Origin of the sequence: Variovorax ginsengisoli, assembly GCF_030486595.1 — a bacterium.
Taxonomy (GTDB): domain Bacteria; phylum Pseudomonadota; class Gammaproteobacteria; order Burkholderiales; family Burkholderiaceae_C; genus Variovorax; species Variovorax ginsengisoli_B.
The window spans coordinates 1-15,907 of sequence record NZ_JAUJZH010000030.1; the positions used below are offsets into that span (position 1 = coordinate 1).

General features: G+C 63.9%; 13 protein-coding genes and 2 pseudogenes. 8 read left to right on the forward strand and 7 right to left on the reverse strand.

Annotation, left to right across the window (positions count from 1 at the left end; genetic code table 11):
- From QZH52_RS30525 to QZH52_RS30550, 6 genes and pseudogenes are all read left to right on the forward strand, one after another.
- On the forward strand, window positions 1–288 hold a 288-nt coding region (locus QZH52_RS30525), incomplete at its 5' end, for an integrase core domain-containing protein (RefSeq protein WP_301814738.1).
- A 142-nt stretch (window positions 289–430) separates the two neighbouring features.
- A pseudogene (locus QZH52_RS30530) lies at window positions 431–2,721 on the forward strand (membrane-bound PQQ-dependent dehydrogenase, glucose/quinate/shikimate family); the annotation flags it as partial.
- Between the two features lie 212 nt (window positions 2,722–2,933).
- Window positions 2,934–3,284: pseudogene (locus QZH52_RS30535) on the forward strand (chloride channel protein); the annotation flags it as partial.
- A 130-nt stretch (window positions 3,285–3,414) separates the two neighbouring features.
- Window positions 3,415–4,599 carry a DUF2254 domain-containing protein gene (locus tag QZH52_RS30540; protein WP_301814739.1) on the forward strand — a complete coding sequence of 395 codons (1,185 nt, stop codon included), beginning with the start codon at window positions 3,415–3,417 and terminating at the stop codon, window positions 4,597–4,599.
- Between the two features lie 293 nt (window positions 4,600–4,892).
- Window positions 4,893–5,654, forward strand: coding sequence for a cation:proton antiporter domain-containing protein (locus QZH52_RS30545; RefSeq protein WP_301814740.1), 762 nt, complete (start codon window positions 4,893–4,895; stop codon window positions 5,652–5,654).
- Window positions 5,655–6,012: 358 nt separating this feature from the next.
- Window positions 6,013–6,315 (forward strand): hypothetical protein, encoded by a 303-nt coding sequence (locus tag QZH52_RS30550; protein WP_301814742.1) that lies wholly within the window; start codon window positions 6,013–6,015, stop codon window positions 6,313–6,315.
- A gap of 25 nt (window positions 6,316–6,340) precedes the next feature.
- Here QZH52_RS30550 and QZH52_RS30555 read toward each other — a convergent pair whose 3' ends face one another.
- Genes QZH52_RS30555 through QZH52_RS30570 form a run of 4 tightly spaced genes read right to left on the reverse strand, consistent with a single transcriptional unit; the run spans window position 6,341 to window position 9,910 of the window.
- Window positions 6,341–7,279, reverse strand: coding sequence for a mechanosensitive ion channel family protein (locus QZH52_RS30555; protein WP_301814745.1), 939 nt, complete (start codon window positions 7,277–7,279; stop codon window positions 6,341–6,343).
- A 32-nt stretch (window positions 7,280–7,311) separates the two neighbouring features.
- Window positions 7,312–7,842: a murein hydrolase activator EnvC family protein gene (locus QZH52_RS30560; RefSeq protein ID WP_301814747.1), complete on the reverse strand. Its 531-nt coding sequence runs from the start codon at window positions 7,840–7,842 to the stop codon at window positions 7,312–7,314.
- Window positions 7,843–7,889: 47 nt separating this feature from the next.
- Window positions 7,890–9,404: a tripartite tricarboxylate transporter permease gene (locus QZH52_RS30565; RefSeq protein WP_301814749.1), complete on the reverse strand. Its 1,515-nt coding sequence runs from the start codon at window positions 9,402–9,404 to the stop codon at window positions 7,890–7,892.
- Window positions 9,405–9,415: 11 nt separating this feature from the next.
- Window positions 9,416–9,910, reverse strand: a complete 495-nt coding sequence (locus tag QZH52_RS30570) for a tripartite tricarboxylate transporter TctB family protein (protein ID WP_301814750.1) — start codon at window positions 9,908–9,910, stop codon at window positions 9,416–9,418.
- A gap of 516 nt (window positions 9,911–10,426) precedes the next feature.
- On the opposite strand from QZH52_RS30570, the gene QZH52_RS30575 reads away from it, so the two are divergent.
- Complete coding sequence (locus QZH52_RS30575; RefSeq protein ID WP_301814752.1) at window positions 10,427–10,666, forward strand: hypothetical protein; 240 nt, start codon at window positions 10,427–10,429, stop codon at window positions 10,664–10,666.
- A gap of 145 nt (window positions 10,667–10,811) precedes the next feature.
- On the forward strand, window positions 10,812–11,228 hold the full coding sequence (locus tag QZH52_RS30580; protein ID WP_301814754.1) for a MarR family winged helix-turn-helix transcriptional regulator: 417 nt from the start codon (window positions 10,812–10,814) through the stop codon (window positions 11,226–11,228).
- Window positions 11,229–12,132: 904 nt separating this feature from the next.
- On the opposite strand, the gene QZH52_RS30585 is transcribed toward QZH52_RS30580, so the two are convergent.
- From QZH52_RS30585 to QZH52_RS30595, 3 genes are all read right to left on the reverse strand, one after another.
- A complete protein-coding gene (locus QZH52_RS30585) occupies window positions 12,133–12,462 on the reverse strand; it encodes a hypothetical protein (protein ID WP_301814756.1) in 330 nt (109 codons plus the stop codon).
- A gap of 207 nt (window positions 12,463–12,669) precedes the next feature.
- Window positions 12,670–14,154: a Do family serine endopeptidase gene (locus QZH52_RS30590; RefSeq protein ID WP_301814757.1), complete on the reverse strand. Its 1,485-nt coding sequence runs from the start codon at window positions 14,152–14,154 to the stop codon at window positions 12,670–12,672.
- Between the two features lie 376 nt (window positions 14,155–14,530).
- A complete protein-coding gene (locus QZH52_RS30595; RefSeq protein ID WP_301814758.1) occupies window positions 14,531–15,853 on the reverse strand; it encodes an IS1182 family transposase in 1,323 nt (440 codons plus the stop codon).
- Window positions 15,854–15,907 lie beyond the last annotated feature (54 nt).

Here is a 15,907-nt window from a genome sequence, read left to right on the forward strand (position 1 = left end):
CAGTTCAGCAGCTGCGATTTTGTCGCCGAGGTGAAGCGCATAGGCGCGCGCCAGAGCATGGACGGCAAGGGCTGTTGGCGGGACAACGTCTTCGTCGAGCGGCTGTGGAAGTGCGTGAAATACGAGGACGTGTACCTGAAGGCCTACGACAGTGTCAGTGCCGCACGGTTGAACTTGGCCGTTTACTTCGATTTCTATAACGCGCGGCGGCCCCATCAATCGCACGACGGATGCACGCCAGACATGGTCTACTTCGCCACGCTACCCGCAATGAAGGAGGCTGCCTGATGGGTCGAACCATGAGTACATGGCTCAACCAAGGCGCCTCCGGCGGCCTGGCAGGGGCCTGAAGATTGAAAGAATCAAACCGCAGCCAATCCACTTAACTCAGGTCGATGCGTGTTCAGACGACCGGAGCCGGCTCTCAACTTGGGTCATGGCAACCCTGCTTGTGGGGACGCTGGCATGGGCGCTGTGGGAAGTGGGACTGGACTGGTGGCCGCTCGCCGCGCGGTTGGGCTTTCTCTTTCTGTTGGGCGTCTATGTAGGCGGCCCATGGACCGTGCATTCATTGCGCGTTGCCGGAGCGACCGGCCACGACGGCGCCGGCAAGCAGCGGCGCGCTTCGTGGAAGCAAGGGGGCGGCCTCGCGCTGAGTGCGGCCCTTGCCGTGAGCGCTGCAGCCATGCTGGCTTCCTGGACCAGAGACATGCATGCGATCGAGGGCGTCTTGCCAGTCGGCCAGTCACAACCGTCCGGCACCAGTATCCTGCCCGCTGGCGAATGGCACGCCTACGGGCGTACCGGCTACGGCCAGCGCTTTTCGCCGCTGACTCAGATCACGCCGGCCAACGTCTCGAAACTGAAGATGGCCTGGCAGGTCCGAACCGGTGACATGCGCGGGCAGCCCGGTGACCCGGAGGAGACGACCAATGAAGTCACTCCGCTGAAGGTGGGAGACCGCCTCTACCTCTGCAATCCCCATCAGTCGGTAATCGCGCTGGATGCGACCACGGGAGCGGAAGTCTGGCGCTACGCCCCAGAGATCAAGGGCGCTCTGGCGCTGCAGCATCTCACCTGCCGCGGGCTTTCATACCAGCCTCCAAACACATCCGCAGACAACGCAGCGGCCGTGCCGACCGCTTCGCCTTCCGAGCCACCGCTCCCCGTCGCGACCGCGCGCGGCGCCGTGTCGGAAGTCTGCGCCCATGGGAAGCTCTTCATGCCCACAGCCGAAGGTCGCCTGATTGCCTTGAACCCCGACAACGGCGCCGTGTGCAGTGCGTTCGGCGACGGCAAGGGCCAGATCAACCTTTGGGCACATATGCCCAATCCGCGGCCCGGCTCGTACTACTCCACCTCCCCGGTCGTGGTCACACGGAAGTTGGTGATCGTGGGCGGGACGGTCCTTGACAACGTATCAACACACGAGCAGTCCGGTGTGATCCGGGCCTTCGACGTAGACACCGGCGCGTTGGTCTGGAACTGGGATTCCGGCAATCCGCAGGCGACCGCACCGATTGCGCCTGGCGAGAGCTATACAGTCAATTCACCCAATAGCTGGTCAATCTCGAGTGTCGACGAGGCGCTCGGCATGGTCTACGTTCCGATGGGTAATCAGCCACCGGATCAATGGGGCGGCCGGCGCAGCGCCGCGGTGGAAAAGTACTCGTCATCGGTGGTCGCGCTCGATCTTGCGACCGGGCAAGTGCGATGGGTCTTTCAGACCGTCCACCACGACCTCTGGGACTACGACGTCCCCTCCCAGCCCGGCTTGATCGACCTCACGATCAACGGTGCCACGGTGCCGGCCCTGGTGCAGCCCACCAAACAGGGCGAGTTGTTCGTGCTCGACCGGCGAACCGGCAAGCCCATCAATCCGGTATCGGAAGTGGCGGCGCCACAAGGCGCGGCGACCGGTGACCGGACCGCGCCGACGCAGCCGAAGACCGCACTGTCCTTCGATCCACCCAGGTTGAGCGGGCGCGATATGTGGGGCGCCACGATGTTCGACCAGCTTGCCTGCCGCATCGCGTTCCATCGTCTGCGCTACGAAGGTCGCTTCACCCCGCCTTCGACCCAGGGCTCCTTGATCTACCCAGGCAACTTCGGTGTGTTCAATTGGGGCAGTGTCGCGGTGGACCCCCAGCGCCAAGTCGCATTCACGACCCCGACCTACCTCGCTTTCGTGTCGAAGCTCGTTCCGAGACCGAACGACGAGGCGCTCGTGGTGCAGACCGAGGGGCCGCCGAGAGGGGCCTTGCCGGCGCTCAACGAGAACTTCGGCGCGCCCTTTGCCGTGGCGCTCAGCCCTTTCACATCGCCGCTCGGATTTCCCTGTACTGCACCCCCCTGGGGCTACGTCGCCGGCGCCGATCTCGCAAGCGGGAGGATAGTCTGGAAGCACCGCAACGGGACTGTCCGCGATCTTGCGCCGATCCCATTGCCGTTCCGCATGGGCGTGCCGAACATCGGCGGCCCATCATGACTGCAGGTGGCGTAGCTTTTCTCTCAGGGACGCTTGACGACTACGTGCGCGGCTATGACGTCGGCAATGGCCGGCAGTTGTGGGAAAGCCGGCTTCCTGCCGGCGGCCAAGCCACGCCGATGACCTACACCGGGTCCGACGGCCGGCAGTACCTCCTGGTGGTGGCCGGAGGCCATGGATCCACCCACACCAAGGCGGGCGACTACGTCATTGCGTATGCGCTTCCTGAATGAAGCAAGGTTGTCCATGCCGAGCCCGACGAGCAAGACCTTCATCACCAGCCGCTGGGTCTCGTATCGCTGACCGAGAACCTGATGATGGTGTTCATGGGCATCTGGGTGGACGTGAATCTTGCCATGCATTTGGCCTGATGAATCAAAAAGCAGACTTCCGCTCCCACCTTCGCAGCCAAATGTCCAGCTGGCGAACTCGCCTTGTTCGGGCTGCCATCGATGCCGGAGTCGGAAACCCGATCGCGCAGGCCACCCAACCCGGCCTTGGACCTCCACTGATCGCGCTCGGCATGGCGGCATTCCTTGCAGCCGTGACACGCGCTCCGTTGACGGCGTTCATCATCGTGATGGAGATGGTCGACGGCCATGCGATGGTTCTGAGCCTGATGGCCGCAGCGATGCTGGCGACGCTGGTGTCGCGCATGATCACGCGGCCTCTCTATGACTCGCTGGCTGACCACATGGTCGCAGTCGCGGGATGCGGTGGCAGAAGATCTGCCCATGCCGATCTGCCAGCGGTTGCTGCCACAACCTCGCGCCATCCGGTCGAGCCACGCTCATGACCGCCAGATTCCGAAAACTCATGGATCAACTGGGCGAGGCATTCTGGCTCGTGCCAGGCGCGATGGTGCTGGCCGGCATCCTGTTGGCCGTGGCCTTGCTGGAAGTTGATCGGGGAGGGCGGCTCCCGGCATGGGTCGCCGAAAGCAGCTGGCTGTACAACGGAGGGGGACGGGCGCTCGCACCTTGCTGGGCGCCATCGCGGCGTCGACCATCGGCGTGGCAGGCACCGTCTTTTCGATCACCATCGCAGCGCTGTCGCTGGCGGCCGGACAGATGGGGCCACGGCTATTGCGCAATTTCACGCGCGATCGCGGTGTACAGGTCACGTTGGGCGCGTATCTCGGCACCTTTTCCTATGCATTGATGGTCCTTCGCAGCGTCAGGACGCAGGAGGAGGGGCCCTTCACGCCCCATCTGGCCCTGAGCTTCGGAATCCTCCTGGCTTTCGCCTGCGTCGGGACGCTGGTGTACTTCGTTGGCCACATGGCCAATCGCATCAACGTCGACACGGTTGTGGATTTGGTGAGCTACGACATTCGTGCCGCCATGAAGGCCACGATCACGGACGAGGCGCAGCCCGCACCTCCGTCGGCAGATTTCTGGGCCAACGCCTCCACCATCGTCGATGCACGACGCGGCTACCTGCAACAGTTCGACGAAGCGGGTCTTGCCGACTGGGCGTCCGAACACGGAACGGCGATTCGACTCCTCGCGCGCAGGGGCGACTATGTCTTTCCAGGCGCACCGGTCGCCCTGATGTCGGTGCAGGTGGCCGAAGCGGAAGACGCAGTGCGCCGTGCCACCGCGCTGGGGGCAGCGCGCGGCAGCGTCGGTGACCTGGAGTACGCGGTTCGCCAATTGGTGGAGGTGGCCGTCCGAGCGCTGTCTCCGGGCATCAACGACCCCCATACCGCCATGAGCGTGCTTGATCGACTGGGCGCCGCGCTGTGCGACCTCGCGGGCGCCAACCTGCCGAGCGGTGTGACCCTTCGTGGCGATGAAGTCGTGCTCGTCGTGCCGAGCGCCACCTACGGCAGCCTGGCCGACGTCATGTTCCACATGATTCGCCAGAACGCGGCGGGCAGCACAGCCGTGATGATCCGATTGCTGGATGTACTCACCGCGGTGATTGCCTGCGAAAGCGACCAGGACCGCCGCGCGGTTCTATTGCGCCATGCCGATCTGGTCTGGACCGACGCACAGCGCGACATCGCCAATGAAGGGGATCGGGCTGACGTGGGCCGCCGTCATGCGACGCTACGCCGGACGGTGACCCATGGTGCACTTGGCGCGATCGTCGCAAGCATCCCGTAAGCCGCCCGTCTGACGACCCATGCTCGACATTGCCGCCATCTGCCTCGTGGTCACGGCCTTGCTTGCCTACCTGAATCATCGGTTCATCCGGTTGCCAACGGCCATCGGCGTGATGGCCATCGCGCTCGGAATTTCGCTGTCGATGTTCGGTCTGGACACGCTCCGCTTAGACCACGGGCTGCGGCGCTACGAGGAGTCGTTCCTGCGATCGATCGACTTCTCCGACGTCATGATGCAGGGAATCTCAGCGGCAGATCGCCGCCCTCGCGCTCGCTGCAACCCTGCTCTCGGCCATGGTCGTCGGCTTCGGCATGTGGGCGGTGCTCCCTCTCATCGACGTCAAGCTCTCATTGTTGTACTGCCTGCTTTTCGGGGCGCTGATCTCGCCGACCGATCCGATCGCTGCCATGGGGATCCTCCGCTCGGCTGGCGCCCCCAAGAACCTGGAACTCGTGATCGCGGGCGTGTCGCTCTTCAGCGACGGCGTGGGCGTGGTGATCTTCGCCCTGCTGCTGGGCATACTCGCGAGCGGAACGGCCCTGACGGTTCCGGGAGCCGCGGGGCTCTTGCTGCGGGAAGCGGGCGGCGGCATTGCCTTTGGTCTGGCGCTGGGCTATGTCACGTTCCGATTGCTGCGCAGCATCGATCACTACCAGGTGGAGGTGTTGCTCACGCTCGCGGCCGTGATGGGGGGCTATGCCTTGGCCAGGCATCTGGAAGTGTCGGGGCCGTTGGCGATGGTCGTCTGCGGTCTCATGATCGGCAACGACGGCCGGGAACTGGCCATGTCCACCCTGGCGACTCGATGGCTGACTGTCGGTCTTCCGGTTGCTGCCGCCAGCGCGCAGTTCGGCCTGCCACCCGGCTCGTCCCGAGTGCTCAACTGGGGCGGTCTGCGTGCCGGCATTTCGGTGGCATTGGCCCTCTCGCTGCCGGTCGGCGCCGAGCGCGAGATCATCCTCGCGCTGACCTATTGCGTCGTGGCGTTTTCAATCCTGGTCCAGGGAATGACCATCGGCCGCGCCGTCCGGGCTGCGATCGGCGGCGCCAACTGAGCGCGCTCAGCGCGACAGACTGCGTGGACCCCCGTGAAGGACCAGTGTCTCTCAATATCACTCATGCCATGATCTATCTGTGCGAGTGCGAAGCACAACGATCTCGCGCTCATCGTTCAAGAAAGCTGCTGGGATGCCCGGGAAGGGCACCCGCTCAAAGCCTCGGAGCAATGTGGCCAGACGACCGACCGAAAGAGAGACAATCGCAAGCACGTTGACAGACTTGGTGTTGCAGCGATGCATTGCCGGGAACGTTTCCAAGACGTCCCGAACCGCTCTGCAATGCACGGCGCCTGTCAGCGAGCGACCTTACGTCAGGCGCGGCATTGACGCCCTGATAGACATCGGCATCTTGTCGATGAGCGGTGAAAGCGTCGGATTCACGCCGGCGGGGAACGTCTTCCTGGCCTATGGGTCGAGCGTGAGGGACCAATCTGCCACGTTGGAAGAGGATGTTCGTGGTCATGCCACGCTCACCGCGCTGCTGACCAACATCGAGGCCGACCCTCGCCTCGCCTTGCCCCAGCCGCTCGAAGAAATTCAGACCCTGCCTTCGCGCCTCGAAGGCATGCGCAAGCCGGTACGAACCCGATTCCTCACCGCGTGGATCGTGTTGTTCGCGACTGCGCTCCTCGCATGCGCCGTCAACATCATGCGGTGAAGGTGCGACGATCGACGCCGCCAAGTCAGCGATTAGGGGTCTCTGCCTTGTCGAGGTGTTCCAGGGTTGCCGTCGCTTCGCTCGGATCGCGCAGCCGAAATGCCGGCGCCGAACCATCCTTGGCCTGTCCTGCGTACCCGGTGAGCTGAGGGTAGGGGATCTCGATGCGCTCGACGTCGAACGCCGCCTTCAGCCTTCTCAGGAACTCGCGTCGCACAGTCCACTGCTGAAGCGGCGTCACCTTGCAGCGGCACTTGATGACGACGGCGCTGTCGTCGAGACGATCAACCCCGGCCATCTCGAGGTCGCCGAGTATGCGCACCGCAAATGCAGGATCGATGCGCAATCTGGCACCTACAGCCTCCATGACCGCGATAACTTCGTCGACGTTTTCGCGGTACGACACGCCGACGTCCACGACCGCGTGCGCAAACGAGCGCGACATGTTGGTGACGCTCGTGATCAGCCCATTGGGCACGAAGTGCACGTTGCCGTCATAGTCCCTGAGTCGAACATGCCGCAGGGTGATGTCCTCGACCGAGCCGCCAAGACCAGCGATCGTCACGACGTCGCCCGCGCGGATCTGGTCCTCGAACAGGATGAAGAAGCCCGTGAAGTAGTCCTTGACCAGGCTCTGGGCACCGAAGCCGACAGCCAGGCCGACCACGCCCGCGGCCCCCAGGATCGGGGCGAGTGAAACCCCGACTTCGGCCAGAACCAGCATCACGGCCACGGCGCCGATCACCAGCGCGATGAGGTAGCGGATGACCCGTCCGAGCGTTTCGGCGCGCCTCGCGCCGTCGGACCCGTCAAGCCTGCCTTCGACCCTCAGGCGAACCAGGCGCACCGCCTTTTGAAGCGTCGCGATGGCGATCCAGGCGGCAACCACGATCAGCAAGATCCGAAGTGCGGAAAGGGCAGGGGCGCTCCATCGATCCCAGTCGATGCTGTCAAGAATTTCCATCAGATGTTTCATGCGCAGGAGTCAACGCGACTTCAGTTCACTTCTCCCCGCAGATAAGGCTCCGGGTCGACGGCGATTCCCAGTTTTCGAATCTCGAAGTGAAGCGCGACCCTGTCTCGGCCACTCTTGCCCATCTCGGCGATGGGCTGTCCCTGGCGCACGACCTCGTTCTCGCCGACCAGCGAACGTTCGATGTGGGCGTACGCGGTAATGAAATTTTCGTCATGCTTGAGGATCACCATCTTGCCGTAGGCGGGCAGTGCGCTCGTGACGATGACGACGCGCCCGTCGCGCGCTGCCAATACCGGATCGCCAGGTCGACCCTCGATGTCGATCCCCTTGTTGAGGCGGCCATCGAAGTGCGAAATGGTCGCGCCGCGTGCCGGGTGCGCGAAGCTGGCTTGCGGCACCGGCCGCTGGGGAGCCGGCGCGACAGGCATCGGTGTCTGCATCGGCGTCGCCGTCGAGCCAGGGGGAGGCGCCTTCAGCGGCACGGACGTACCGCAAGCGCAGAGCAGCGCAAGGGTCATCAGCGCGCCGCCGCGCGTGAAATGGTCGAGCATCGCTTGTTCCTGACGAGTGCAGGGGACGTCTTTGACTGCGGTCATCATCATCCCTCTTCGACGAACGCTTCCTCGCGCTTGGATTTCACCGCAGGCAGAAGGACGATCGTGAGCAGGATGGCTGCCGCCACCAGCAGGCCGGCCGAAATCGGACGCGTGACCAGAACGCTCCAGTCGCCACGCGAGAGCAGCAGGGCGCGCCGCAGGTTCTCCTCCATCATCGGACCGAGGATCAAGCCCAGGAGCAGCGGCGCAGGCTCGCAGCCAAGCTTGAGGAAGGCATAGCCGACGATTCCGAAGAAGCCGACCATCCAGACGTCGAAGGTGTTGTTGTTGGTCGAATAGACGCCGATCGCGCAGAACAGGACGATCGCCGGAAAGAGCCAGCGATAGGGAATGGAGAGCAGCTTGATCCAGATCCCGATCAAGGGCAGGTTCAGGATGATCAGCATCAGGTTGCCGATCCACATCGAGGCGATCAAGCCCCAGAACAACTCCGGATTGCTGGTCATGACCTGGGGACCGGGCTGGATGTTGTGGATGGTCATCGCACCCACCATCAGCGCCATCACGGGATTGCCCGGGATACCGAGCGTCAGGAGCGGTATGAAAGAGGTCTGCGCACCCGCGTTGTTTGCCGACTCGGGCCCCGCGACGCCGCGGATGTTGCCCTTGCCGAACGGAATCTCCCCCGGCTTGAGTCTGAGCTTCTTCTCGAGCGTATAGGACGCGAATGCCGACAGCAGCGACCCGCCGCCCGGAAGAATCCCGAGCGAACAGCCCAGCGCGGTCCCGCGCAGGACGGCGGGCACCATGTTCTTGAAGTCCTCCTTGGTCGGCATGAGGCCGTGGAGTTCGGCCGTGAACACCTGGCGTTCCTCCTCGCTCTGGGAGAGGTTCGCGATGATCTCGCCATAGCCGAAGATGCCCATGGCGATGGCGATGAAGCTGATGCCGTCGGTGAGTTCCGGGATGTCGAAACTGTAGCGTGCGACGCCCGAATTGACGTCGGTGCCGACCAGTCCGAGCAGCAGTCCGAGCATGATCATGCAGATCGCCTTGAGCAGCGAACCCGAAGCCAGCACCACGGCGCCGATCAGACCCAGCACCATCAACGAGAAGTATTCCGCGGGCCCGAACTTGAAGGCGAGTTCGGTCAGGGGTGGCGCAAACGCGGCGAGGACCAAGGTCCCCACGCAACCCGCGAAGAAGGATCCGAGGCCTGCGGCGGCAAGCGCGGGGCCTCCTCGACCCTGCTTGGCCATCTGGTGACCGTCGATCACCGTCACCACGGACGAGGATTCCCCAGGAAGGTTGACCAGGATGGCGGTGGTCGAGCCGCCGTACTGCGAGCCGTAGTAGATGCCCGCCAGCATGATCAGGGCGGCCACCGGCGGCAATGCATACGTGGCCGGCAGCAGCATCGCGATGGTCGCGACAGGACCGATGCCCGGCAGCACGCCGATCAGCGTGCCGAGCAAGCAGCCGATGAAGGCATAGATGAGATTCTGAAACGTGAAGGCCGCTTCAAAGCCGATGGAAAGGTTGTGAATCAGGTCCATGGTTGCTTCCGTCAGCCCGTGATGAAGGTGGGCCAGACCTGGAACTGCAGACTCAGGCCGATGATGAAGGTCAGGTAGCTTCCGATGGCCAGGATCGTGCCCAGTATCAGCGCCGACTTAAGCGAAAAGCGCGTGCCCGCAAGGCTTGAGACGACCACCAGCGCGTAGATGGCCACCAGCAGGCCCATCGCCGGGACCCCGATGCTGGGCAGGCCGCCCAGCAGGACGCCGAACACGAGGTTGGAGCCAATGATCAACGCGAGCGGCTTCCACGCGATGCGTCCGACCGGATCGCCTCCGGGTGCGCCAGAGCCAGCGGTGAGTGCGCCGAGCATCACCACGCCGCCGCCGATCGCGAGCATCGTGCCCAGAAGGAGGGGAAAGTACCCCGGCCCCATGCGCGCACCGCTGCCGATGGTGTAGTTGGTCGCGCCGAGGGCGAACGCAAGCCCTACGCAGGTGAACATGAGACCGGACAGGAAATCCTTCTGGCTTTTGATTTTCATGGGAGATCGGGGGGGAATGGAGGAGGTTGGAAGGCGCCGATTCATCGACACGTCCCTTGCAGGACAGCCACACGCGGTCAGGCCACAGTCAGGTATGTCATAGTATGACAGACGTTGTATCACGCTGTGAGGGATTACCCTCCTAGCCGCGAAAGCCGCGGACCGCGGCAAGCGCAGGTGTTCTTCTTGAGCGAGCCGTGGTTCACGGGGCGCTCCTGATGGGAGCCGCGATGTCCACGGTCATGTCGGTCCTCACGTCGAGCATGTATCCGAGCCGAGCGTCAACGGGCGCGCCCGCGTCGGGGCCACGGCGGCGCGGCGCCGGGAAATTGAGGTGAAGGTGTGCTGAATTCGCGGCGTCGAGTGACGCAGGAATGCCGGACCGTTTGCGTCTCGCGCGTTTGCCCTGGGAGCGGGAACCTTTCTGAGCCATCGACATCACGAGAAGAGTCGCGCCTTCAGGCGCTGCGTCTGATCTGCAGCCTGTGGCGTGCGTTCGACCTTGGAAGGACCGAAATGACACAGACTGTGGATTTGCTTGCCGACATCGATCCGGATCGCATCTTCAGGGAATTGGCTGTCCAATACCGCCTGCTGGCCGACAGTGAGGCCGGGGTAAGCGACGATCTTTGGAGCTACACAATGGCCGTGGTTGCGCTTTGCGCAAGGATTGCCGACGCCCACACTGATCTGGAGCGGGGCGGGACGGCCGGGTCATCAGTTCGCGCAGCGCTGCTTGACTATCGAATTCGCTAGTTGGCCAGTAGATCGTTTCGCGGAAGGAGCGGCGAATCTCTGGCCGGTCTCGGTGACCCTGGCCGTTGGCGCGGTGCAGGCCTCCCGTAGGCCATGCAATACTCGGCAGCGCTGTTACATTCGTGCATTCACCCAGCCAATTGCCATGCCGACTCCCCCAAGTGACGCCGAGAAGCAGCGCTTCGAGGCCCTTTCAGACTTCCGATTCAGACTGCGAAGCTTCCTGAGGTTCAGCGAAGATGCCGCTCGCGCTGAAGGCATCACTGTCCTGCAGTATCAACTCATGTTGCATACCCAGGGCTTCCCGGGTAAGAACTGGGCGACGATCGGCGAGATCGCCGAGCGACTCCAGGCTCAACCGCATGGCGTCGTCGCCCTGGTGACCCGCTGCGAGGAGGCTGGCCTGGTCAAGCGCAAGACCAGCAAGGTCGATCGTCGACAGGTCGAGGTCCACCTGTTGGCCGCTGGACGCAGGAAGCTCGCCACGCTCGCCACTCAACACGCCGACCAACTCGATGCGCTCGCTCTGGCAGTCCGGCTGGCGAGCCGGATTCAGGATTGACGGACGACGAAGGGTTCGCCTCCGACGACTGCTCTGGACTTTATGTCACGTTGTGATTAAAGTGCCTTGTTTCTGGCGGCGAGGGCTACGAGAGAAGGTGCGCATCCGCCTGCCGCAAATCAGAGGCAACCGCATGAATGGATCTTCCTCACTTGCTTCTTCAGACGACTTGGTCATGGACGCGCTGAAGCTCGCGCTGTGGTGGTTGGCGACCGACCCAAGACGCCATGGAGAGGATTCCGAGCGGCACGTTTGTGCACAAGCCGACCTGCGAATTCGCGAAGCCATGGCGGTTCGACGACTCGAACGAGCTCGCTCCCGGTCGACATACTCCCCCACCGAGTCCTGATCCCAGGTCGCCATACTTGAGAGCTTCGTCACTCTGGCGAAGGCATCACTGTTTGAAATACATGAATCTTCGTTACTCTTCACTGTCCTTGTGCTTCGCGCTGTTCGCCACGTGCTCCTTCGCTGCGCCCAGCGATTCCGACATCGCGGATCGCTACCTCGATCTGAACGCTTGCATGGATCAGGCCATGGGAAAAGGGTGGCAGCGTCGATATGACATTCATATGTCGACGAACCGCTGGGGCGCATCGGAGGCAAGTCCTGCGGACCTTGACTCTGCGCCCCAAGCCGTGCGCGTAACCGCGCTCCGATGCCGCCGTGAGACGACTCCCGCCCCCCACTCACCGCCGTTCAGCCAGTAAAGGCGCGACGCCCGCAGCACTGCCTCGGTCGGCCCCGAGCCTCGGAGCCCTGCGCGCGCCCTCGCGCGGCAGGACGGTTCCATGCTGGCGACGAACCGAAAAGCAACCGCAATCAGTCCGATCCCGGCCCGCGCACCCGGGAGCAGTCGGCGCCGTTGCGCCCCGCCGTTGTCGACACAGCGCGACCTGCCTCGTCAGGAGTGCTGGCCTCCGACCTGTTGCGACCACAGGAACAACGCCTTTGCCGGCAGGCCTTCACTGTCGACTACCGTCTTGTTCAGGGTCTTTCTGTCGAACGTTGCATCGACGTCGTAGTGACCCGGGGAAAGCCGGGCCAGGACAAACGGTCCAGTCGATACGGTCTGCAGCAGCGCATGACCCCTGGCATCTCGAATCACGACGTTGACATCGGCCGCGAAGTCGGCGCCATGCCGGTCCTTCGTGGCGGATTCGAGCGTCAGCGGCCATTTGGGGCTCGCTTTCTCGATCGCCCTGGATTCTTCCCGGCCGATGCCGCGGCTCATGAACTCGACCGCACCGGCCTTCTAGACCGGTGGCGACGTGGTGGCGCTCGCATAGGCGGCGCCCAACGCCAGCGGTCCCAGTGCCGCTGCGATGGCGACGGCGGTCATGTTGAACTTTGCTCTCATCTCGTTTCTCCTTTCCCGTAGTGGAGCAACGAAGTCATGCAATGCGTTGCTCCAGGCACTGCCTTGCGTGCGCGTCCTTCGTCAGCCGATGGGAACAGGCACAAAGATCTTGTTTCCGTCGCGCTGGATCAGCAGCGCCACCGCCTTGCTTGACTTCGTGACCAGATCGCGCACTTGGGCGGGGCTGTTGACCGGGTTTTGGTCGACGGCCACGAGCACGTCGCCTGGAAGTACACCGGCGAGTGCCGCGGGCCCATGGACGTCCTCGATGAACAGGCCGCCGCTTACCCCGGCTTCGCGCCGCTCCTGCGGCTGCAGCGGGCGCAAGGCGAGTCCAAGGTCACCCTTGGCGCCTGAGATGCCGGAGTTCACAAGGCTGGCGGCCTTGCCACCAGCATCGCCAAGAGTGACCGTGACGTGTTCGCGGCTGCCCTGGCGATAGACGTCGAGCGCAGCTTTGTCGCCGGGGCTGGCCATTCCTATCAGCGCGGGGAGATCGCCGGACGAGACGATGGGCTGTCCGTTCACCTTGACGATCACGTCGCCAGCCTTGAGCCCCGCATGGTCGGCGGGGCCGCCCTTGACGACGTTCGAGACCAGCGCGCCTTCGGGCCTGTCGAGCTTGAACGAGTCGGCCAGCGTTTGATTCACCTCCTGGACGGTGACACCGAGAAGGGCGTGTGTGGCCTTTCCCGTGGCGACGATCTGGTCCTTCACGCGTGTCGCCACCTCGATCGGAATCGCGAACGAGAGACCTTGGAAGCCTCCGCTTCCGGTGAAAATCTGCGACGTGATTCCGACGACCTCGCCGCGCGAGTCGATCAAGGGCCCGCCCGAGTTGCCGGGATTGACGGCCGCGTCCGTCTGGATGAAGGGAACGTAGCCATCGCCCGGAAGCGCGCGTCCCTTGGCACTGACGACGCCGGCACTCACGCTATTGGCAAAGCCAAAGGGCGAACCAATTGCCAGGACCCACTGACCAACTTTCAGGTCACGCGAATTGCCAATGCTCAACGTCGGCAGATTCCGAGCGTCGATCTTGAGCACGGCGACATCCGTCTTCGGGTCGACGCCCAGCACCTTGGCCTTGAATTCGCGTCGGTCGGTCAGCTTGACCACAACTTCCTGGGCATCGCGCACGACGTGCGCGTTGGTGAGGATCACGCCGTTGCTGCTGACGATGAACCCCGAACCCAGGCCATGGGAAGGGATTTCGGTCTGACCGGGAAGCGAGCCGCCCGGGGCTTCGAACCGCCTGAAGAACTCGAGGAAGGGGTCGTTGAGATCCAGGGGCGGAAAGCCGTGACGAGGCAGGTTGGGGCCGTCGTGCTTGCGATCGGCGACTTGCCTGCTGCCGCTGACGGTGATGTTGACGACCGCGCCGCCGCAGCGCTCGACAATCTGAGAGAAGTCGCGAGTCACTGCCGGGCTGCCGGCCGCCGCGGACGAGGCGCTTGGTGCCGCGCCGGGCGCTATCGTCTGCGCATGCGTTCCGCAAGCGCTCAGCGCGCTTGCCGCGACAAGCGCAAGGACAAAACGGGAAGGGGCCTTCGAGGGAATGCTCATGATGTCTCCCGGCAGAACTTATGACCTTCAAAAGGCTAGACCCGAAGCCTTAAGCGGCTCTTAATGCAACTGCTGCGCGCGCAGGCTTGCGTTTGCGTTCTCGTTTGCGCATTAGGTCGGCAATCGTTACCTCGTTGGGCATCGGCGCCGAAGGAAGCACCGAAAAGACGAGATCACCGCTGCAGAGGCGGCGATCTCCAGCTTCGATCTCAAAGAAGCGAGCAGGCCGAAGCACGGCTAGGAGTCTGGGCGGCAGACGGTTTGCAGCGGGCAATGGGCGCGGCTTGACGCGACTCGAGTCGTGGGTTGGTGCGGTGGGAGTGCCAGGGGTCGCAATTGCGAGGCTCGAGAGAGCGTTCTGAGCCTGCTCAGACCCTCAAGCCGCCTGCATCGTCGCCATTCTTCGCAGATTCAGCGCCATGCACACGAGTTTCCATTCGGCTTGCACTCGGTCCAGTCCGCGCATGCTGAACTGACGGAACCCCAGGACGTTCTTGATCCAGCCGTTCGGTGGTTCGGCCAGCCATTTGCGGCGGCGGTACGCGTCGCGCGCCTCTGGCATCTTCCTCTTCGCCACCAACGCTGCGGTGAGCGGCAGCGATGTCTCGTTGATCGCTCGGTGTTCCTTGCCTTCGCGCCCGATGGCCACTACCAGGTCTGTGCAACCGGCAAGCGCCGTGAACACGGCTTCGCTGCGGTAGCCCGCATCGGCCAGCGTCTGCTCGGGATATGCACCCAGCGTGTCCTTGACGGCCTCCAGCATCGTGGGCAGTTCGCGCACGTCCGAGGCGTTGTTGATCAACTCGGCCGCCACGATGATGTGGGCCCTGTCGTCCACGGCGGTCTGGGCGTTGTAGGCCGGGTCGAACCCGCCGCCGGCGCGCTGCATGATGCGGCTGTCGGGATCGGTGAAGTTGTCCTGATCCTTGTCCTTGGGCACGCCGAAGGGCCGGCTGTAGCGCCCGCCCTTGGGCTTGCCGTCCTTGCCGCGCGGCTTCTGGTCGTCGTCGTCGCTGCGCCCGCGTTCGAGGTCGGCTTCGCGTTGACGCGCCTCCAGCCGGGCGCGCGCTGCGGCGATGGCATCGAGGCGGTCCTGGCGTCGCGCGATCTCCGCCGGGATGTCCAAGTCCGGCTCGTTCTTCTCGGCTTCATCGGCCGCACGGGCCTTGTTCAGCAAAGCCTGGATCTGGGCCTTCAACTCGGCTTCGGCCTTGAGCATGTGACCGTAGCTCATCGCCTTGTGGCGGCTCGCGTTGGCCTTGACCTTGGTGCCGTCCACCGCGATCGTCCCGAGCTTGACCAAGCCCATCTCGCGCGCCAGGCGCACCACCTGCACGAACAGATCGCCGAGTTCCTTCAGGTGGATGGCGCGGAAGTCGCGGATCGTGCGGTGCGCAGGGAAGTTGCGCGCCGCCAGCACCCGGAACGCCACGTCCTCGTGCAGCTTGCGCGCGATCTTGCGTGAGCTGAACACGCCCGTGGCGTAGCCGTAGACCAGCACCTTGACCATCATGGCCGGGTGGAACGGCTGGTTGCGTGGGCCGTCCTTGTCGTAGCGCGCATGGAAGGCGCCAAGGTCGAGTCCGTCCACGGCGTCGCTGATGAAGTGCGCCAGGTGCCCTTCGGGCAACCATTCCTGCAGCGTCTCGGGCAGCAGCATCATCTGCTGCGGCTCGTAGGGAAGGTAGTTCGCGGCCATCGCCTATCAACGAACTGCGCCCCGCTCACGACGACAGGACTGTCGCTCTGCCGC